The sequence below is a fragment of the Rhodobacter sp. Har01 genome, assembly GCF_020564565.1.
In the GTDB taxonomy this organism is placed as follows: Bacteria; Pseudomonadota; Alphaproteobacteria; order Rhodobacterales; family Rhodobacteraceae; genus Pseudogemmobacter.
On record NZ_JAJCTD010000006.1, the window covers coordinates 230,221 to 250,179 of the forward strand.

Annotated in this window: 20 protein-coding genes; 14 read left to right on the top strand and 6 right to left on the bottom strand. The window is 67.7% G+C overall.

Annotation, left to right across the window (positions count from 1 at the left end):
- Nucleotides 1–220 precede the first annotated feature (220 nt).
- The gene (locus LHP98_RS15700; RefSeq protein ID WP_227253489.1) at nt 221–1,786 is read left to right on the top strand and encodes a trimethylamine methyltransferase family protein; all 1,566 of its coding nucleotides are present in this window, start codon (nt 221–223) and stop codon (nt 1,784–1,786) included.
- A 165-nt stretch (nt 1,787–1,951) separates the two neighbouring features.
- Here the strand turns inward: LHP98_RS15700 and LHP98_RS15705 are convergent, their stop codons facing one another.
- The gene (locus tag LHP98_RS15705; RefSeq protein ID WP_227253490.1) at nt 1,952–2,797 is read right to left on the bottom strand and encodes a universal stress protein; all 846 of its coding nucleotides are present in this window, start codon (nt 2,795–2,797) and stop codon (nt 1,952–1,954) included.
- 211 nt (nt 2,798–3,008) lie between these two features.
- Between LHP98_RS15705 and ccoN the strand changes: the two genes are divergently transcribed.
- The 8 genes from ccoN to ccoS all read left to right on the top strand — a co-directional run bounded on the left by ccoN (nt 3,009) and on the right by ccoS (nt 11,090).
- A complete protein-coding gene (ccoN, locus tag LHP98_RS15710) occupies nt 3,009–4,613 on the top strand; it encodes a cytochrome-c oxidase, cbb3-type subunit I (protein ID WP_227253491.1) in 1,605 nt (534 codons plus the stop codon).
- Nucleotides 4,614–4,627: 14 nt separating this feature from the next.
- Nucleotides 4,628–5,377, top strand: coding sequence for a cytochrome-c oxidase, cbb3-type subunit II (gene ccoO / locus LHP98_RS15715; protein WP_227253492.1), 750 nt, complete (start codon nt 4,628–4,630; stop codon nt 5,375–5,377).
- A 12-nt stretch (nt 5,378–5,389) separates the two neighbouring features.
- Nucleotides 5,390–5,584, top strand: coding sequence for a cbb3-type cytochrome c oxidase subunit 3 (locus LHP98_RS15720; RefSeq protein WP_227253493.1), 195 nt, complete (start codon nt 5,390–5,392; stop codon nt 5,582–5,584).
- Between the two features lies 1 nt (nt 5,585).
- Nucleotides 5,586–6,467, top strand: coding sequence for a cytochrome-c oxidase, cbb3-type subunit III (gene ccoP / locus LHP98_RS15725; RefSeq protein ID WP_227253494.1), 882 nt, complete (start codon nt 5,586–5,588; stop codon nt 6,465–6,467).
- A gap of 324 nt (nt 6,468–6,791) precedes the next feature.
- Nucleotides 6,792–8,237: a cytochrome c oxidase accessory protein CcoG gene (gene ccoG, locus LHP98_RS15730; protein WP_227253495.1), complete on the top strand. Its 1,446-nt coding sequence runs from the start codon at nt 6,792–6,794 to the stop codon at nt 8,235–8,237.
- Nucleotides 8,238–8,240: 3 nt separating this feature from the next.
- A complete protein-coding gene (locus LHP98_RS15735; protein ID WP_227253496.1) occupies nt 8,241–8,693 on the top strand; it encodes a FixH family protein in 453 nt (150 codons plus the stop codon).
- Between the two features lie 4 nt (nt 8,694–8,697).
- Nucleotides 8,698–10,932 (top strand): heavy metal translocating P-type ATPase, encoded by a 2,235-nt coding sequence (locus tag LHP98_RS15740; RefSeq protein ID WP_227253497.1) that lies wholly within the window; start codon nt 8,698–8,700, stop codon nt 10,930–10,932.
- A complete protein-coding gene (gene ccoS / locus LHP98_RS15745; protein ID WP_227253498.1) occupies nt 10,932–11,090 on the top strand; it encodes a cbb3-type cytochrome oxidase assembly protein CcoS in 159 nt (52 codons plus the stop codon). The genes LHP98_RS15740 and ccoS overlap by 1 nt, the downstream gene beginning before the upstream one ends.
- 63 nt (nt 11,091–11,153) lie before the next feature.
- On the opposite strand, the gene LHP98_RS15750 is transcribed toward ccoS, so the two are convergent.
- From LHP98_RS15750 to LHP98_RS15760, 3 genes are all read right to left on the bottom strand, one after another.
- Complete coding sequence (locus LHP98_RS15750) at nt 11,154–11,798, bottom strand: fumarylacetoacetate hydrolase family protein (RefSeq protein ID WP_227253499.1); 645 nt, start codon at nt 11,796–11,798, stop codon at nt 11,154–11,156.
- Nucleotides 11,798–13,786, bottom strand: coding sequence for a D-alanyl-D-alanine carboxypeptidase family protein (locus LHP98_RS15755; protein ID WP_227253500.1), 1,989 nt, complete (start codon nt 13,784–13,786; stop codon nt 11,798–11,800). Before LHP98_RS15755 ends, LHP98_RS15750 begins: the two co-directional genes overlap by 1 nt.
- A 273-nt stretch (nt 13,787–14,059) precedes the next feature.
- Entirely contained in the window at nt 14,060–14,755 is a 696-nt protein-coding gene (locus LHP98_RS15760) for an HAD family hydrolase (RefSeq protein WP_227253501.1), read from the bottom strand.
- A gap of 157 nt (nt 14,756–14,912) precedes the next feature.
- Between LHP98_RS15760 and clpS the strand changes: the two genes are divergently transcribed.
- The 3 genes from clpS to LHP98_RS15775 are packed head-to-tail and all read left to right on the top strand — an operon-like array spanning nt 14,913 to nt 17,083.
- On the top strand, nt 14,913–15,245 hold the full coding sequence (gene clpS, locus LHP98_RS15765; RefSeq protein WP_227253576.1) for an ATP-dependent Clp protease adapter ClpS: 333 nt from the start codon (nt 14,913–14,915) through the stop codon (nt 15,243–15,245).
- An 18-nt stretch (nt 15,246–15,263) separates the two neighbouring features.
- On the top strand, nt 15,264–16,250 hold the full coding sequence (locus LHP98_RS15770) for a class I SAM-dependent methyltransferase (RefSeq protein ID WP_227253502.1): 987 nt from the start codon (nt 15,264–15,266) through the stop codon (nt 16,248–16,250).
- A gap of 20 nt (nt 16,251–16,270) precedes the next feature.
- Entirely contained in the window at nt 16,271–17,083 is an 813-nt protein-coding gene (locus LHP98_RS15775) for an SDR family NAD(P)-dependent oxidoreductase (protein ID WP_227253503.1), read from the top strand.
- Between the two features lie 3 nt (nt 17,084–17,086).
- Here LHP98_RS15775 and LHP98_RS15780 read toward each other — a convergent pair whose 3' ends face one another.
- Nucleotides 17,087–17,488 (bottom strand): hypothetical protein, encoded by a 402-nt coding sequence (locus LHP98_RS15780; protein ID WP_227253504.1) that lies wholly within the window; start codon nt 17,486–17,488, stop codon nt 17,087–17,089.
- Nucleotides 17,489–17,615: 127 nt separating this feature from the next.
- Between LHP98_RS15780 and hemF the strand changes: the two genes are divergently transcribed.
- Both hemF and LHP98_RS15790 read left to right on the top strand, forming a co-directional pair.
- The gene (gene hemF, locus LHP98_RS15785) at nt 17,616–18,482 is read left to right on the top strand and encodes an oxygen-dependent coproporphyrinogen oxidase (RefSeq protein WP_227253505.1); all 867 of its coding nucleotides are present in this window, start codon (nt 17,616–17,618) and stop codon (nt 18,480–18,482) included.
- Between the two features lie 151 nt (nt 18,483–18,633).
- Complete coding sequence (locus LHP98_RS15790; RefSeq protein WP_227253506.1) at nt 18,634–18,987, top strand: hypothetical protein; 354 nt, start codon at nt 18,634–18,636, stop codon at nt 18,985–18,987.
- 1 nt (nt 18,988) lies between these two features.
- Here the strand turns inward: LHP98_RS15790 and LHP98_RS15795 are convergent, their stop codons facing one another.
- Entirely contained in the window at nt 18,989–19,888 is a 900-nt protein-coding gene (locus LHP98_RS15795; RefSeq protein WP_227253577.1) for a DMT family transporter, read from the bottom strand.
- Between the last annotated feature and the right edge of the window lie 71 nt (nt 19,889–19,959).

The following is a 19,959-nucleotide window of genomic DNA, read 5'->3' on the forward strand; positions in this document are numbered from 1 at the left end:
GGTCCATCTGACCCGTGTCCGCCGAAGGGGCGACAGATCGGGCGGCAGACTGGCAACAGACTGGGCAACAGATTGGGCAACAGATTGGGCAACCGACTGGGCAACAGACCCGTTGACGCATTTCATTCGTCTGCTAACGTTTATGCCGAGCTGAAGTCGGCAGGCAGTCAGCCTAATCGGTGTGTGCCATGAGCAACATTGACCCCGAGGGGAGGCCGCCATGGAACGAGAACCCGCACCCGAAAAGACCGCAAAGCGCACGCGCCTGGTGCGTGCCAGCCACCCCGCAAACGCCTTTCGCCAGGAACCCCAGGGGTTCGAGAGGGTGGGCTTTGGCTTTCTCAGCGATGCCGAGGTCGAATATCTGAAGGCTCGGGTCGAGGACATCCTCGCCGACTATGGCGTGGCGATCCTGCATCCCGAGGCCTATCAGAAGTTCCTGGCCGCCGGGGCCAAGCCCGGAGCGGATGCCAACCGCATCCGGATGCCGCGCGCGTTGATCCGCGAGGCGATGGCGGCGACGCCGAAGACCGCCCGGCTGGGCGGCAAGGAGGCGCGCTTCGACATTGATCTGCCGCGGGCGGACAAGGGGTTCATCATGCGCACCGGGACCGGGGCGCATGGCTATGTGAACCCGCGCGACGCCAGCTATCGCAACATGGACCTGGCGGCAGTGAACGAGATCGCGGCGGTGGCCAATACGCTGGATGAGGTGGGGTTCATTGCCCATCCCTTCGTGCATGGCGTGCCGGAAAAGACCTCGGACATCCACAGCTTCGGCCGGTTGGTCGGCCGGACGGGCAAGCACGTCTGGATGCAGCCCTACCAGTGGGAGAACGTCGACTACCTGATGAAGATCGCGGCGATCGCGGCGGGGGGCGAGGAGGCCCTGCGCGCCAACCCGATCACCAGCTGCATCACCTGTAGCTTCACGCCGCTGGAATTCAAGTTCATGGACACCCACGTCATCATCCAGGCGGGGAAATACGGCGTGCCGCTGCATGCCTGCTCGCTGCCCTCGTCCGGGGGCACGGCGCCGCTGTCGGTAGCCTCGATGGCGATCATGGCGGCGGCCGAGATCGTCGGCATGACGGTGATGGCGCATATCCTGGCGCCGGGGACGCCGGTCATCGCCACGCCGCTGATGTTCACGCTGGACATGCGGACGGGCTCGGCGCTGCAAAGTTGCGTCGAAAGCCTGCAGGCCGCGAACCTGTCGATCCAGTTGATGAAGCGGGGCTGGGGGATGGTGGCGCATACCTACGGCTCAGGCTCGGACACGCCGGATGTCGATGTGCAGGGCATGGCCGAGCGGAGCCTGCTGGCGCAGGTGGTGGCGCTGGCGGGGGCGGATATCCTGGGCGGCGTGGGGCAACTGGAATGCGCCACGGTGTTCAGCCCGGTGCAGGCGGTGCTGGACAACGAGGTGGGGGCGATGATGCGGCGGTTCATCCGCAAGCCCAGTCTGGAGCTGGAGGCGCTGAACTGGGACGAGATGATGAAGATCCGCGCCGGCGGGCATTTCCTTGATTCGGCGCATACCATTGCGACCTGCCGCGACCAGCTGACGCCGAAGCTGTTCAAGCGCCAGGGCCGGGATGACTATGAGAAGGGCGGCCGGCGGACGGCCTTCGACGAGGCGCGCGAGGCGGCCCTGGCGGCGATTGCGGCGGCACCCGAGGAAGGCTGCCTCAGCGAAGAGCAGACCCGCGAGATTGCGGCCCTGACGGCGCATGCCGATGTGCATATCGTTGCGGCCTACGCCGGCGCGGTGTCGGTGATCTGACGGCCGGGGTCGCAGACGATTTCCGAAGTCGGAAATCGTGCACGGAAATCGACTGCGATTTCCGGTTCCCGGGGCCAGCCGCTAGGAACACCGACGCCCGGGAGGCGACCTCCCGGGCGGCAGCATCTCTCCGGTTCCCTTCCGGCTTGCGGCCTTTGCGGCCGTTCAATGCGCCATGAACACCGGCACTTCGGCCTGTTCCAGCATGTTGCGCGTGGCGCCGCCGAGGATTGCCTCGCGGAACCGCGAATGGCCGTAGGCGCCCATCACCAGGAGATCGGCGTTGATGTCGCGGCAGTGCCGCGCCAGCACGTCGGAAATCCGCGGCAGGGTGCGGGCCAGCACCTGCACCTCGGCCTTGACGCCGTGGCGCACCAGAAGCTGGCACAGCAGGCCGCCCGGGTCAGACCGTTCCGGGCCATGCGCCGGCGGGTCGATCACGGTGATGGTCACCAGTTCGGCGCGTTTCAGGAACGGCATCGCCCGGCGTGCCGCCACCATCGCCTCGCGGCTTTGGTTCCAGGCCAGCACGATGCGCTTGGGCTCGGCAGAGGACAGGCCCTTTTCCGGCACCACCAGCACCGGCGCCATGCCTTCGAACATCGCGGCCTCGATCACCGCCTCGGCCTCGGGGCCTTGCGTCTTGCCATAGGGCTTGGGCAGCACCACCAGATCGGCATAGCGGGCGCGGGTCGAGACCAGGTCGGTCAGCGCGCCGATCTGCGACACGGCGGATTCCACCGCCCAGCGCAGATCGGGACCCTGCGCCGCCATCGCGGCCTTGAGCGCGGCCTCGTTCTGGCGGGCCTCTTCCTCGGCACGCTCCATCGCGACCTGAAGGATAACCGCGCCCGAGCCGACGTAGGAGTAGCCGACCTGGGTCCGGTCGACGCCCAGGCCCAGGGCATCGAGATGGGCGTCCACCTTGCGGGCGATCATCGCCGCGGCCTCAACGGCGCGGGCGGCGGTCTCGGGGGAAGCGGCGATGGTCAGCAAGGATTTGTAGGCCATGGAAGCCTCCTGAAGTTCGAGTTGAGCACAAGCTACGGACCATGGGAACCCCGCGCGTTGACCGAGGTCAAGCGGGCCGAAAGGGTTTGTTGATGCAGATCAAGGCGACTCTTGCGGTCGCCGCCCACAAGCGGAACAGTCGACAAATCTGCCCGGGGGTCGAGTCGGTCTTCGTCTGCCGGGCAGCAAAAAAAGACGAAGGGACGCAAAAATGTGGGATTACCTGAAGCTGATCGCGCTGGGCGCGGTCGCGGTTCTTGCCGCGATCGCGATGACCCAGGCCCGCGATCTGGCCTACATGGTCAATGCGATCGAGATCGTGCTCGTCTGCGCCATCGCCTTCCTGGTGGTGTTGCGGGGTCTGGGCCGTCCGAAACTAGCGAACCAGGGGGAATACCGGGACGGGCTGATCCGGATCGGTGTCTTCCTGACGGCGATGTGGGCGATTGTCGGCTTTCTGGTCGGCGTGATCGTTGCCAGCCAGCTGGCCTGGCCCTGGCTGAATTTCGAATTCCTGCAAGGCTTTGGCAACTTCGGGCGCCTGCGCCCGCTGCACACCAGCGCGGTGATCTTCGCCTTTGGCGGGACCGCCCTGATCACCACCTCGTTCTACGTCGTGCAGCGCACCAGCGCGGTGCGGCTGTGGGGCGGCGGGCTGGCCAGCTTCGTGTTCTGGGGCTGGCAAACGGTGATCCTGCTGGCGGCCACCAGCTATGTGCTGGGCGGGTCGCAAAGCAAGGAATACGCCGAGCCGAACTGGCACATCGACATTCTGATCACCCTGGTCTGGGTGGCCTATCTGGCCGTCTTCGCCGGCACGATCATGAAGCGCAAGGAACCCCACATCTACGTGGCGAACTGGTTCTACCTGTCGTTCATCATCACCATCGCGATGCTGCACCTGGTCAACAACATGGCCATCCCGGTGTCATGGTTCGGCAGCCAGTCGGTGCAGGTCACCAGCGGCGTGCAGGATGCGATGATCCAGTGGTGGTATGGCCACAACGCGGTGGGCTTCTTCCTGACCGCCGGCTTCCTGGGCATGATGTACTACTTCGTGCCGAAACAGGCCGAACGCCCGGTGTTCAGCTACAAGCTGTCGATCGTGCACTTCTGGGCCCTGATCTTCCTCTACATCTGGGCCGGTCCGCACCACCTGCACTATACCGCGCTGCCCGACTGGGCCGGCACGCTGGGCATGGTGTTCTCGATCATCCTGTGGATGCCCTCGTGGGGCGGCATGATCAACGGCCTGATGACGCTGTCGGGCGCCTGGGACAAGCTGCGCACCGACCCGGTGATCCGGATGATGGTGGTCAGCATCGGTTTCTACGGCATGTCCACCTTCGAAGGCCCGATGATGAGCATCAAGGCCGTCAACAGCCTGTCGCACTACACCGACTGGACCATCGGCCACGTCCATTCCGGCGCCTTGGGCTGGAACGGCATGATCACCTTCGGTGCGCTGTACTTCCTGACCCCGCGCCTGTGGAACCGGGCCGGCCTCTACTCCCTGAAACTGGTCAGCTGGCACTTCTGGCTCGCGACCATCGGGATCGTCCTTTATGCCTCGGCCATGTGGGTCACCGGCATCATGGAAGGCCTGATGTGGCGTGAAGTGGATGCGAACGGCTTCCTGGTGAACGCCTTCGCCGACACCGTGGCTGCGAAGTATCCGATGTATGTGGTTCGCGCCCTGGGCGGGATCCTCTACCTCACCGGCGGGCTGATCATGGCCTACAACCTCTGGATGACGGTCAAAGCGCAGCCGGCCAAAGCGGCCGCCAACGCCCACGCCGCCATTCCGGCTGAATAAGGGAGGGGAGTGAGATGGCTTTCCTTGACAAGCACAAGGCGATCGAGACGCATGCCACCCTGCTGATGGTGTTGGCCTTTCTGGTCGTCACCGTTGGCGGCCTGGTGCAGATCGTGCCGCTGTTCTACCTGGACAACGTGATCGAGAAGGTGGACGGGATGCGTCCCTACACCCCGCTGGAACTGGCTGGCCGGGACGTCTACATCCGCGAGGGCTGCTACGTCTGCCACAGCCAGATGATCCGCCCGATGCGCGACGAGGGCGTGCGCTACGGCCACTACAGCCTGGCGGCGGAATCGATGTACGACCATCCGTTCCAGTGGGGGTCCAAGCGCACCGGGCCGGACCTGGCCCGCGTCGGTGGCCGCTACTCGGACGAATGGCATCAGGACCACTTTGCCAATGCCAAGTCGGTGGTGCCGGAATCTGTGATGCCGCCCTACGGTTTCCTGTTCAACCGGGTGATCGACGGGAAATACATCCAGGACGTCGTCAAGACGCACCGGATGGTGGGCGTGCCCTACACCGACGACATGGTGGCGAACGCCCTGGCCGACTTTACCGCCCAGGCGGACCCGTTGGCCGACTCGGCCGGTCTGCAAGAGCGCTATGGCGCGGCTGCGATCAAGGGCGGCAAGGACGTCAATGTGCGCAACTTCGACGGTCAGCCCGAGTTGACCGAAGCCGACGCGCTGATCGCCTATATCCAGGTCCTGGGAACGATGGTCGACTTCGAGACCTTCACCCCGGACCCGGCGCGTTAAGGGGGGGAACGGATGGAAACCTATTCGTTCCTGAGAGAACTGGCCGACAGCTGGGGTCTCCTGGCGATGTTCGTCCTGTTCCTTGGCGTCGTTGCCTGGGTCTTCCGACCCGGCTCCCGCAAGATGCAGGACGACGCCGCACGTTCGATCTTCCGCAACGACAGCCGTCCTGCGGAAGCCGCGAAACCCCAGGCCAAGGAGGCGTGAGATGTGCGCCAAGCAAGTGACGAAGGCCGCTCCTGGCCAGGTCGAGACCACCGGCCATTCGTGGGACGGCATCGAGGAATACAACAACCCGCTGCCGCGCTGGTGGGTGTGGATCCTGTATCTCTGCATCATCTGGGGCGTCGGCTACACCGTCGCCTATCCGGCCTGGCCGCTGATCACCGGGGCGACCCAGGGCGTGCTGGGGCAGGACAGCCGGATCGACGTGAACGCCGAATACGCCGAGTGGGATGCCAAGAACGGCCCGATCAAGGAAAAGCTGATCGCGACCGATCTGAACGCGATCAAGGATGATCCGGAACTGGTGGCCTATGCCGAACGCGCCGGGGCGGCCGTCTTCCGCACCAACTGCGCGCAGTGCCATGGCGCGGGCGCTGCGGGTGTGCAGCAGCTGGGCTATCCCAACCTGCTGGACGACGACTGGCTTTGGGGCGGCACGATGGAGGACATCCACCTGACCGTCACCCACGGCATCCGCAACACCACCGATGCCGATGCCCGCTATTCGGAAATGCCCAAGTGGGGCGTCGATGAATTGCTGGACGCCACCCAGATCGGCGATGTGGTCGAGTATGTGCTCAAGCTTTCGGGCCAGGACCATGACGCGGCCAAGGCCGAAGCCGGGATGACCGTCTTCGTCGAGAACTGCGCCGCGTGCCACACCGAAGCCGGCACCGGCGACCGTGTGCAGGGCGCGCCGAACCTGACCGATGCGGTCTGGCTTTATGGCGGCAGCCGCGAGGCGATCCAGCAAACGGTGTTCTACGCCCGCTTCGGGGTGATGCCGAACTGGAACCAGCGCCTCAAGGAAGACGAGATCCGCGCGGTGTCCTACTACGTCCACAGCCTGGGCGGCGGCGAATGATCTGAACTGGACTGTTCCCGGCGGTGCACAAACCGCCGCCGGGAACAGGCACTTTCCGCCCCATGCGTTCGCGCGCGTCCCAGGGAGGCGGCTGCCGACCTGACCAGGACGGGGCTGCGCCGGCAGGTGCAGCCTCGCCGGTGTGTCGGGGGGTGGCAGGCTGTGGGGGGCAGGCGGCGGCAGACTGTGGCAGATCGGCCCGTTTCCGACCCGATCGCGGGATAATGCACATCCGCGATGAGAATTTGATGCAGGTCAAAGTGGTCTTTCCCTGCCGGACGCCTTATCACGGCGTCAACATATTCACGAATCCGGAGATGTTCCGTGTCGACCCCCGATACCAACCCGCCCAGCCTGTACGCCGCGCGCGAGCCGATCTTCCCGCGGCGGGTTTCCGGAACGTTCCGCACCCTGAAGTGGTGGCTGCTGGCGGTGATGCTGGGCATCTACTACGTGCTGCCCTGGATCCGCTGGGATCGCGGCCCGAACCTGCCGGACCAGGCGGTCCTGCTGGACCTGGGCAACCGGCGCTTCTTCTTCTTCATGATCGAGATCTGGCCACACGAATTCTACTTCGTCGCCGGCCTTCTGATCATGGCCGGACTGGGGTTGTTCCTGTTCACCAGTGCGGCCGGCCGGATCTGGTGCGGCTATGCCTGCCCGCAGACGGTGTGGACCGACCTCTACATCCTGGTCGAGCGCTGGATCGAGGGTGACCGCAACGCCCGCATCCGCCTGCACCGCCAGGGCTGGAATTTCGAGAAGATCCGCAAGCGGGCGGTCAAGTGGACGGTGTGGTTCGCGATCGGCCTGGCCACCGGCGGGGCCTGGGTGTTCTATTTCACCGACGCGCCGACCCTGCTTTGGGACCTGCTGACCGGCAACGCCCACCCGATCGCCTATACGACGATGCTGATCCTGGCCGCGACGACCTTTGCCTTTGCCGGCTTTGCGCGCGAACAGATGTGCATCTACGCCTGCCCCTGGCCGCGCATCCAGGCCGCGATGATGGACGAGGACACCATCACCATCGCCTACCGCGACTGGCGCGGAGAGCCGCGCGGCAAGCTGCACAAGGGCGAGGTGCCCGAAGGCCAGGGCGACTGCATCGACTGCATGGCTTGCGTGAACGTCTGCCCGATGGGGATCGACATCCGCAACGGCCAGCAACTGGCCTGCATCACCTGCGGGCTGTGCATCGACGCCTGCAACGACATGATGGACAAGATCGGCAAGCCGCATGGCCTGGTCGGCTATCTTGCGCTGACCGACGAGACCCGCGAACGCACCGGCCTGCCGCCGAAGAGCGTCTGGAAGCACGTCTTCCGGGTGCGCACCATCCTGTACACCGTCCTTTGGACCGGCGTGGGCATCGCGCTGGTGGTGGCGCTGTTCCTGCGCACCGAGATCGACGTCAGCGTGACCCCGGTCCGCAACCCGACCTTCGTGATGCTGTCGGACGGCTCGATCCGCAACACCTATGACCTGCGGCTGCGCAACAAGCACGGCGAGGACCGCTGGTTCGCGATCTCGGCCACCTCCGACGCAGAACTGGACGTGACGGTCGAGGGGGCCACCGACCAGCGCCTGCTGGTGCCGGCGAACGAAACCTTGCAGGCCCGGGTCTACATGACCGCGGGGCCCGACAGCGAGGCGGCCAAAGCCGAGCGGACCGACGTAACGATCTGGGTGCAGGATCAGGGCACCGAAGCCGAGCCCGGCACCGACCGGGTGGCCAACGAGACCATCTTCAACGGCAAGGGGGACTGAGGGATGGCAGAACTGACCGGCCGCCACGTACTGGCTATCACGGTGGGCGCCTTTTCGGTGATCATCGCAGTGAACCTGGTGATGGCCTGGAAGGCGGTCGCCACCTTCCCAGGGCTGGACGTGCCGAATTCCTACGTCGCCAGCCAGGAATTCGACGCCCGGCGCCGCGCGCAAGAGGCCCTGGGCTGGACGATGCAGCCCGCCTATGACCGCGGCCGGATGACCATCGCCTTCACCGATGCGACCGGCCGCGCGGTCGAGGTCGCTTCGCTTGAGGTTCTGATCGGTCGCCTGACCGAGGCGAAGGATGACGTGACGCCGGACTTCACCTATGTTGCCGGCCAGTACGAGGCCGAAGTGCCGCTGGCCGCCGGCACCTGGATGGTCCGGGTCAAGGCGATTGCGGCCGATGGCACGCTGTTCGAGCAGCGCAAGCGGGTGACGGTCGGAGGCTGACGGCATGGCAGTCGCGGACGGGCGGATCGAGGCAGAGGTCGAGACCCAGTTCGGGGCCGGCGGCGGTCTGTCGGCCTGCCCGGCCTGCGTCGCCGCCCCTTCGGCCGAACGCATCGCCGCCTCGGCCGCCGCGCTGGCCGGGGCGCGGCTGATGCTCTCGGTGCCTGCCGCCCATTGCGCGGCCTGCATCTCGACACTGGAACACGCCGCCGAGGCGGTGCCCGGCGTCCGGTCGGCCCGGCTGAACCTGTCGCTGAAGCGGCTGTCGGTCGATGCCGGCCCCGAGGTGACGGTGCCGCAGATGATTCAGGCGATGCAGGCGGTGGGCTACGAGGCCCATGAACTGGACCCGGGCCTGCTGTCCTCGACCGAGACCGACCGGCAGGCGCGCGACCTGTTGATGCGGCTGGGCGTAGCCTTTTTCAGCATGATGAACGTCATGCTCTTGTCGGTGGCGGTCTGGTCCGGGGCCGAGGGCGTGACCCGCGACCTGTTCCACTGGATTTCCGCCGCCATCGCCCTGCCGACGGTGGTGTTTTCCGGCCAGCCGTTCTTTCGGTCGGCCTGGGCCAGCTTGCGGGTGGGCCGGCTGGGGATGGACGTGCCGATCAGCCTGGCGCTGATCCTGGCCTCGTCGATCTCGCTCTATGAAACCACGCAGTCGGGTCACCACGCCTATTTCGACGCGGCGGTGATGCTGTGCTTCTTTTTGTTGCTGGGCCGCTACCTGGACCATCGCACCCGCGCCATCGCGCGCTCGGCCGCGCAGGAGCTGGCGGCGCTGGAGGTTCCCCGCGCCATCGTGCTGGAGGACGGCGCCGAGGTGGCCCGGCCGATCGCCGAGGTGATGGCCGGCGATCTGGTGCTGGTGCGGCCGGGCGGGCGGATGCCGGTCGATGGCGTGGTCGTGTCCGGCACCTCGGAGGTGGACCGCAGCGTGCTGACCGGCGAAAGCCTGCCGGTCTGGGCCGGTGAGGGCAGCGTCGTCAGTGCGGGCGAGGTGAACCTGACCGGGCCCCTGACGGTGCGGGTGACGGCAGCGGGAAAGGAATCCAGTCTGCACCGGATGGCCGATCTGGTGGCGGTGGCCGAAAGCGCCAAGACCCGCTACACCAGCCTGGCCGAGCGGGCGGCGCGGCTGTATTCGCCGCTGGTGCACCTGCTGTCGTTCAGCGCCTTCGGCTTCTGGATGTGGAAGACCGGCGGCGATGTGCGCTACGCGGTCAACATCTCGGCGGCGGTGCTGATCATCACCTGCCCCTGCGCCCTGGGCCTGGCGGTGCCGGCGGTGGTGACGGCGGCCAGCGGCCGGCTGTTCCGCAAGGGGCTGCTGATCAAGCAGGGCAACGCGCTGGAGCGGTTGGCCGAGGTGGACACGGTCTGCTTCGACAAGACCGGCACGCTGACCCTGGGCACGCCCGAGGCGACCAACCTGGAGGCCCATCCCGACACCGCGACCGAGGTGGCCTTCGCGCTGGCCGGGGCCTCGTCGCACCCGCTTGCGATGGCGCTGGCCGAGGCGGCACGGGCACGCGGGCTGAAGCCCGCCCGGGTGGACGAGATCCGCGAAGTGCCGGGCTATGGTGTCGAGGGGGTCTGGAAGGGTGCCAAGGTGCGGCTGGGCCGGGCCGAGTGGTGCGGGGCCGAGGGCTTGCCGGTGACGGCAAGCTATCTTTGCACCGGCGACGGATCGGCGCCGCGCGCCTATACCTTCGCCGACCGGCTGCGGCCGGGCGCCGCCGAGGTGATGGCGGCGCTGAAGGCGCAGGGGCGGCGGGTGATCCTGCTGTCAGGCGACACCGAGGCCGCGGTGGCCGCCCTGGCCGGACGGCTGGGGATTGCCGAATGGCAGTCGGCCATGCTGCCGGCCGAAAAGGCCGCGCGGGTGGCGGCGCTGACCTCTGGGGGGGCGCGGGTGCTGATGGTGGGGGACGGGCTGAACGACACCGCGGCGCTGGCGGCGGCGCATGTGTCGATTTCCCCCGCAACGGCGCTGGACGCGGCACGGGTGGCGTCGGACATCGTGCTCTTGGGCCAGGACATGGCGCCGATCGCCGATGCGCTGCGGATCAGCCGGCAGGCGGTGCGGCGGATGATCGAGAACTTTGTGGTCTCGGGCGGCTATAACGTGATAGCGGTGCCGCTTGCGCTGGTCGGCAGCGCCACGCCGCTGGCAGCGGCGCTGGCGATGTCGCTGTCGTCCATTACCGTGTCCCTGAACGCATTGAGGCTGAAGTAATGGAAATCCTGGGCATCCTGATCCCGGTCTCGCTGTTTCTGGGCGGCATCGGCCTGATCGCCTTTGTCTGGGCGATGAAGCACCGGCAATTCGACGACCTGGACGGCGACGCCAACCGCATCCTGACCAAGGATTGGGACGACAAGCCCCGACCGTAACGCAGGCGATTTCCGAATTCGGAAATCGTGCACGGAATTCGACTTCGAATTCCGGTTCTGCGGTCAGCCGATGGTCACCACCGCCGGGGCAAGGCCGTCGATTTCCACCGTGAAGCGGTCGCCCCGCACCAGCGCGCCGACGCCGGCCGGGGTGCCGGTGAAGAGCAGGTCGCCCGGCGCCAGCGTGACCAGCCTTGACAGGTGGGCGATGATCTCGGGCACCGACCAGATCATGTCGGAAAGCTGCGCCTGTTGCCGGGGCGTGCCGTTCAGGACGCCGCAGATGCGGCCCTGCGGCAGCGGGCCGGGGCGCAAGGGGCCGACCACGGCCGAGGCGTCGAAGGCCTTGGCCATGTCCCAGGGCCGGCGCATCGCCTTGGCCTCGGCCTGCAGGTCGCGCCGCGTCAGGTCATTGCCGGCGGCACAGCCCCAGACCGATCCGCCCGGCCCGAGAGCGACCACCAGTTCCGCCTCGTAATGCAGCTCGGCAGTGGCGGGCGGGTAGGGGACGCGCGTGCCGCTATCCACCACGGCATCGGCGGGTTTGGTGAAGAAGAACGGCGGATCGCGGTCGGGGTCGTTGCCGAATTCGCGGGCATGTTCGGCGTAGTTGCGGCCGACACAGAAGATGCGGCGGACGGCAAAGCGGGCCTCGGTGCCCTCGACCGCAACCGAGGCGGGTGCGGGCGGGGGCAGGACGAACCGCATCAGCCGGGGCCCATGGTTTCGCAATCCATGCCGCGCGCGTGCAGACGGCGGCAGGCAAGGTTGGCCTGGTCTTCGGTCAGCCCCAGGAACGAGGCGCGGAAGGCCCCGCCCTTCTGGATGATCTTCTTCAGCCCGCCGTTCAGGGTGGCGCTTTCGGCCAGGCCGGTCTTCATCAGCGCCCGTTCGGCCTCGGCGCGCGACGAATAGGCGCCGACGGAGACGCCCCAGTGGCTGCCGCCCGAGGTGGACTTGGCGATCACCACAAGGTCTTCCTGCGCGGCGGATTCGGCAGGTGCCGCCTCGGCCATTTCGACCGGGTCGAAGATCGGCGCCTTGCGGGTGACCGGGGCCGGAGCGGCTTGGGCTGCATCGGGGGCCTCGGCGAGGACGGATTCGACGGCGGTCACTTGGCCAAGCGCGGGTTCGGCCGGTGCCGGCGGCGCTGCCGCCAGATCGGTCGCCACCGGGTCGGGCTGGACGGCGGGCTCGACGGCAGGCTCGACGGGCACGGACACCTCCTCCAGAACCGGCGCGACTGCAGCGACTTCGGAATCGGGCGGGGTGGCGGGCGCGGGGACCATGGCTTCGGGGCGGGGCTGCGGCCGGGCTTCGGCCAGCAACGGGTCGGCGGGCGCTTCGGCAAGGGCCAGCGCCTGGGCGTCCAGCGTGGCATCGGCCAGGGCCTGTTCCGGAGCCGGTGTCTCGGCCGGGATGGCGCCATCGGCCAGCGCCAGGGCCTGGGCCTCCAGGGTGCCCTCGGCCGCGGGCGCCGTCTCTACCACGGCCAGCGGCTGATCTGCATCGGGCGCGGCTTCGGCCGCTTCGGCCAGATCCTGCGCCTGGGCGTCCAGCGTGCCCTCGGGGGCTGCGGTTGCCTCGGCCAGCGCGCTTTCCACGCCTGCGGCGATGGCCAGCGCCATGGCATCGGGAACCTCGGGCTGCGGCTCTTCGGCGGCGGCAACGGCCACGGCGGCCTCGACCCCGGCGGGATCGACGGCGCCACCGGTGGGCCGCGCCTTCGGTCGTGGCGACCGGATCACCTCGCCCGAGACGCGGATGGTCTTCGCCGCGCCGCCTTCGACGTTCGGCTCGTCGATCTCGGGGGCGGCCGAGGCGACCAGCGCGTCATCCGGCACCGGCGCCGCCTCGGGCCGCTTTTCGCGCACGTTGCCCTTGGCAATGCCGAAGCCCATGTCCATCAGTTCCGCCATCTTGACGTTGCGGGCCGCGGTCGAGGTGCCGCCGAAGACGGTAGCGATGATGCGCTTGTTGCCGCGTTGCGCCGAGGCGGTCAGGTTGAAACCCGCGGCGACGGTGTAGCCGGTCTTGATGCCGTCGGCGCCTTCGTAGCTGTCCAGAAAGCGCGAGTTGGTGTTGGTGACGGTGGCGATCCCGGCATCTGCGGTGCGGCGCGAGAAGATGTTGTAATACTGCGGGAAGTCGTAGAACAGGTGCCGCCCCAGGACGGTCATGTCGCGCGCGGTCGAAAGATGGCCCTCGGCGGTCAGGCCGTTCGGGTTCTTGAAGGTGGTGTTCTTCATCCCCAGCGCGCGGGCGGTCTTGGTCATCCGCTTGGCGAAACCGGCCTGCGAGCCGCTGATGTGTTCGCCGATGGCGGTCGCCGCATCGTTGGCGGACTTCACCGCCGCGGCGCGGATCAGGTAGCGCATGGCGATCTTCTGCCCGGCCTTGAGGCCCAACCGGGAGGGCGGCTGCGCGGCGGCATTCTTCGAGATGGTCACCTTGGTGTCCAGCGACAGCCGGCCCGCCTCGATTTCCTGAAAGGCGATGTAGAGCGTCATCATCTTGGTCAGCGAGGCCGGATGCAGACGCGTGTCGGCGTTTTTCTCGTAGAGCGTCTCGCCGGTGCGCGCATCCATCACGATGGCGGCATAGGGCGCAGACTGCGCCGGCGCGGCCAGGATGGCCGCAAAAAGCGCAAGGACGAACGAAAGGATGCGGATTGCCCGCCCGACCAGCGATACCACGTCGCCTATCCCTTTGCCTGTGTCGGGCCCCTTTGCGGGACCTCATTTCTGCCGTCGATCACGCTAGCACAGTGGTCCGTGACAGAAAACCCGGATTTTCCAAAGGCTTTGGGGGAATTCCTCACCTTGTGGCTGGGAAGCTTCACCCGGCCTTTGCCGGGGCAAAGATGTTGCGGGAAAACATGCGCGCACCGCTACCCCTAGGGCAAGGTGCCGGGCCTGGCCAAGATCTGCGCGGTCGCTTGTCCGCCGGCCCCGGTCGGCTGCGCGGCGCTATCCTGCCAATGCTGCCAGATGCCCCGGCAGGCCGGTCAGGCTGTCCAGCCGGGCATAGCGCGGATGGCCCACCGGTTCGTCCGCGGCCTCGAGCGCCCAGGTCAGGCCATGCGGCACATAGACGCCGAAGCCGCCGGCCTCGATCGGCGGCAAGACGTCGGACTTGAGCGAATTGCCGACCATCAGCGCCTGTGCCGGCCCGCTGCCATGGCGTGCGAAGACCCGGGCATAGGTCTCGGCGGTCTTGTCCGAGACGATCTCGACCGCGTCGAACAGGTCCCCCAGGCCCGATTGCGCCAGCTTGCGTTCCTGGTGCAACAGGTCGCCCTTGGTCACCAGAACCAGCCGGAACGCCCCGGCCAGCGCCGCGACCGTTGCCTGCGCGCCGTCGATCAGTTCGACCGGGTGGTCCAGCATCGCCCGACCGGCGCCCAGCAGTTCCGAGATCACGGCGGCCGGCACGCGGCCTTCGGTCACTTCGATGGCGGTTTCGATCATCGACAGGGTGAAGCCCTTCACGCCAAAGCCGTAGGCGCCGATGTTGCGGCGCTCGGCGGCCAGCAGGCGGTCATGCAGGTGGTCCGGCGCGGCATAGGGGGCCAGCAGGTCGGCGAAACGATCCTGGGTCAGCCGGAAGTAGGCCTCGTTCTGCCAGAGCGTGTCGTCGGCATCGAATCCGATGGTGGTGATCATGTGCGGCCCCTTGTTGACACTTCTGTGCATCGGGACCGGAACCGGCGCAATCCCGCCCTCTTTTCGTTTGGGCGAAAACCGCTATATTTCCGTTATCTTCCTCGCGCGCCGAATCCCTCAGACGGAGCTGCTCACAGTGTTGCATCGCCCCCACACCCTGTCCGACAAGCCGGATGGCCCCGGGCGGGATGGCGGCAACGACACGCGCGTGTTGACCAAGCCGAAGACCAAGACGCAGCGCCCGCCGATGTACAAGGTGATGCTGCTGAACGACGACTACACGCCGATGGAGTTCGTCGTGCATGTGCTGGAACGGTTCTTCGGGATGAGCCATGCGCAGGCCTTCGACATCATGCTGACGGTGCACAAGAAGGGCCTGGCGGTGGTGGGCGTGTTCAGCTTCGAGGTGGCGGAAACCAAGGTGGCGCAGGTGATGGATTTCGCGCGCCGCCACCAGCATCCGCTGCAATGCACCATGGAAAAGGATTAGGGCGCGCGGCGCCTGCCCATGCGATCTGCCCGGTTGGAAATGGCGCTGCAAGACGGCGCCCTGGTATTGCCGCCCGAGGGGCGGATTGCCGTTTACCGCCCGCAGGCGGGCGATGACCTTGGCGCCCTGCCGCAGGACCGGGTGGTGGTGCTGACCGGGTTCCTGCCCGACCACGAGGCTTTGAAGGCCCGCGGCCATGCGGTGGACCCCGCGCCGCCCTATGCCGCCGCGATGGTCTGCCTGCCGCGGTCGCGCGACCACGCCCGCGCGCTGCTGGCGCAGGCGGCGGCCGAGGTGGTGCCGGGCGGCCCGGTTGTCGTGGACGGCCAGAAGCACGACGGAATCGACAGCGCGATCAAGGATTTGCGGGCGCGCGTGGCGCTGGGTCCGGCGCTGTCCAAGGCACATGGCAAGCTGGCGGTGTTCCCGGCCGGTCCGGGGCTTGAGGATTGGGCAGCACAGCCCCGCACGGTCGAGGGCGGCTTTGTCACCCGGCCCGGGGTGTTCTCGGCCGACGGGCCGGACCGCGGCTCGGCTCTGCTGGCAGCCGCCCTGCCGGCCAAGCTGGGCCCCAAGGTGGTGGACCTGGGCGCCGGCTGGGGCTACCTGTCGCATGCGGTGCTGTCGCGCGAGGGCGTCAAGCGGCTGGATGTGGTCGAGGCCGAGGCCGACGCGCTGGCCTGCGCCCGCGAGAACCTGCCCGACCCGCGCGCCCGCTTCCACTGGGCCGACGCCACCACCTTCCGGCCCGAATCCCTTGTGGAAACGGTGGTCTGCAACCCGCCCTTCCATACCACCCGGGCCGCCGACCCTGGCCTGGGCGCGGCCTTCATTGCCGCTGCCCGGCGGATGCTGGCCCCCGATGGCGCGCTGTGGCTGGTGGCCAACCGGCACCTGCCCTATGATGCCGCCCTGAAGGAGCACTTCCTCATGGTCGAAGACATTGGCGGCGATGCCGCCTTTCGCCTGATCCGCGCCGCGGCGCCGAAGCGCCCGGCCCGCTGACCCCCCCTTTCGGAGTTCTCATGAGCTTTACCGTATCCGGCAAGACCGCCATCGTGACCGGCGCTGCCAATGGTCTGGGCCTGGCCATTGCCCGGCACCTGGTCGACAAGGGCGCCAGCGTGATGTTCGCGGACATTGACGAGACCCGGCTTGACGCCGAAGTGGGTGACGAGGCGCGCTCGGAAGGTCCGGTGCGGATGTTCGCGGGCGACCTGACCCAGAAGCTGACGATCGCCAACCTGTTGTCGGCCACCCATGACGCCTTCGACAGGGTCGACATCCTGGTGAACGCCAGCCGCCGGGTGGTGCGGGCCGATGCGATGAACCCCGACGAGGACGGGGTCGAGGCGATGTGGCAGCAGAACGTGCTGACCGCGCTGCGCATGACGCAGATGACGGCGAAGCGGATGATCCAGACCGCCGAACGCAGCGGCGTCGAGCCGGGGATGCCGATCGGCTCGATCATCAACCTGTCGTCCATTGCGTCCTGCCGGGTGCAGCCGCGGCTCTTGGCCTATTCCATGGCCGCGGCGGCCATCGAGCAGATGACGCGGACGCTTGCCGTGGTGCTGGCGCCGCAGGGCATTCGGGTCAATGCGGTTTCCTTTGGCAGCGTGATGAGCGCCAGCCTGCAGACCGCCCTGAAGGAAGAGCCCGAGTATCGCGCCCGGATCGAGGCCGGCACGCCGATGGGCCGCATCGCCGGGCCGGACGAACTGGCCGAGACGGTGCAATACCTGGCCGCCGACGCCTCGCGCTTTGTCACCGGGCAGGTGCTGACGGTGGATGGCGGGCGGGCTTTGCTGGACGTGGTCGCCGCCCCGGCGTTCTAGGGCCTACTCGGGAAACTCTGCCCGGCATTGCGCGATGCCCGGTTCGGACGCGCGCGCCAGTTGGCGCCGCTTGGCCTTGAGCTGGTCAAGCGTCCTGGCTTCGGCCGCGAGGTCGATCGCCTTTGGCCGGGTCAGGGTCTCTTCGCGCGTGTCGCGGCAGGTGCCGGCGACGGGCGGCGGGGAGGGGTTCTCGGGCGTGGGCTTGCCAGGGCGCAGGCAGGGTTCGAACACCGGGAAGGAAACGGTATATTCCTCATAGGCATAGCCTCGGGCGAGGTTGCCTTCGGCCTCGGCGATCAGCTTGTCCACGGTGCGCAGGTCGCGGGTGACGCGGGCGATGCACTGCTCTTGCGGGGTGCCGCAGGCAACCAGCAGGGCGAGGACGGGAAAGGACAGGCGCTTCATGATCGGGAATCCGGGATGCCTAGGACTGCGGTCAGGGTAAACCTTTGCGAACGATATGCCAAAGCGGTTGGAAGCCGCAGCCGGGTTTGCTAGGCAAGGGGGCCAGCCGGGGGGAAGGGGCCAGCCGATGAGTGACGACATGGACGACCGAAAGGCCCGCGCGGCGGCCTGGTTCAAGGAGTTGCGCGACCGCATCGTGGCGGCGTTCGAGGGTCTGGAGGACCGCTTCGACGGCCCCGGCGCGGCGGGCCGGTTCGAGGTGACGCCCACCACAAGGGCCGAGGGCGGCGGCGGCGGGATCATGTCGGTGATGCGCGGCGGCCGGGTGTTCGAGAAGGTCGGCGTCAACTGGTCGGCGGTTCACGGCAGCCTGGGTGAGCGGGCGCAAAGGGCGATGGCGGCGCGCGGCGTGCCCGGCATGGCCGATGACCCGCGCTTCTGGGCCAGTGGAATTTCGCTTGTGGCTCATATGGTTAACCCCCATTGCCCGGCCGTTCACATGAACACCCGGATGTTCTGGACCCCGGGCGCCTGGTGGTTCGGCGGCGGGTCGGACCTGAACCCCTGTCTGGAGTACGCCGAGGATACCGCGGCCTTTCACGCCGAGATGCAGGCCGCCTGCGATGCCCATTCGCCGGACTATTACCCCCGCTTCAAGGCCTGGGCGGACGAGTATTTCTTCGTGCCGCACCGGGGCCGGGCGCGGGGGGTGGGGGGCATCTTCTATGATGACCTGAACACCGGAGATTGGGAGGCCGACTTTGCCTTTACCCAGGCCGTCGGCAGTGCCTTCCTGCCGGCGTTCCTGCCGGTGACCGAGCGCCGGCTTGGCACGCCGTGGAGCGAGGCCGACCGCGAGGCGCAGCTGGTGCACCGCGGCCTCTATGCCGAGTACAATCTGGTCTACGACCGGGGCACCAAGTTCGGGCTGGAGACCGGCCACGACGCGAATGCGGTGCTGATGAGCCTGCCGCCGGTGGCGAAATGGCCGTGACCGGCGTGCGCCAGGTCAATCCTTTGGGGCCGCAAGGAATTTCGGGTATGACCCGGGTTTGCACCACGCAGGGCTGACTTATGGCAGGCGTCGGGCTGTTGCGGCCGCAAGGGAGGCGTCAACAACTGCCGCGACTCAGGGGAATCGGACCATGGCAGACATCACCATAAACGCCGCCTATGGCTCGGTTGTCGAGGACGAGGGCCTGTTGTTCGTGGGCTTTGCCGAGGGTGAGGAGGCCGACGAGGGCTATGTGCTGTTCCGCCAGCCGCTGGGCGGCGGGCCGGTCTGGTTCGAGGTGAGCGACGAAGCCTTTGGCGCGGAAGATGCGGTGGCGGCGGTCGAGGCAGGGCCCGGGGGCCTTGAGATCACCCTGCGCCCGGACAAGGTGGCGGCCTTCGGCTGGGCCGCGGCGGTGGCGGTACGGATCGGGCCGGACTGCGAGGATGCCGGTCCGGCGCTGGCGGCCCTGCGCGGGATGCTGGGGTCGCGGTTTCGGGGCTGAGTCAGGGCGAGACGCGCAGGAGAAGGGCGACCCCGGCCAGCAGGACGACCATGCCCAGCAGTTGTCGGGACGTCGTGCGCTGGCCGAAGACCAGAGCCGAGACGGCGACGGCGAAGATCACCTCGACCAGCGCCAGGGTGCGGACGTTGGCCGCCGAGGTCAGCGAAAAGGCGATGAACCAGCAGGCCGAGGCGAAGGCGCCAAGGAAGCCCGCGGCCAGCGAAGGGCGCCACGCGGAGAGGGCGCCGGTCAGGGCCTTGCGGTCCTTGAAGGCCAGCCAGAGGGCCAGGGTCAGGGTCTGGATCGTCAGCGACAGCACAAGGATGGTCAACGCGCGGATCAGGAAGCTGCCCTCGGGCAGCGACACGATGCCGCCGCGAAAGCCGATGGCCGACAGGCCGAAGGCAAGGCCGGAGAGGAGGCCCATCGCGGCCGGGCCGGTTTCGGCGAACATCGCGCGGCCGAGGCCGGGTTTCAGGCTCAGGACAAGCACGCCGAGGACGGCGACCGCGATGGCGCCCAGCATCGGCAGAGTCAGCGGGTCGCCCAGCAAGGCCCAGCCGACGAAGGCCACCAGGACGGGTTCCACCTTGAGCCAGGCGGTGGTGGTGCCGAAGGCCTGGGATCGCATGACCTGCAGCATCAGCGCGGTGCCGGCGATCTGCATCAGCGCGCCCATCAGGGTGAAGCCAAGGGCGCGCGGCGGCAGGGCGGGAAGGGCTTCGCCGGTCTGCCAGAGGGCGAGCGTCAGAAAGCCGCAGGCGAAGGGCAGGCCGAACAGGAAGCGGACGTTGGTGGCGCCAAGGGTGCCGAGGCGGGCAGTCAGGCCCTTCTGGGTGGCGTTGCGCCCGGTCTGGGCAAGCGCGCCGACGAGGCTGGCCCAGACCCAGAGCGGCAGCATCACGCGGCCGGCCGGGGAAGCGATTTCCGAATTCGGAAATCGTGCACGGAATTCGACTTCGAATTCCGGTT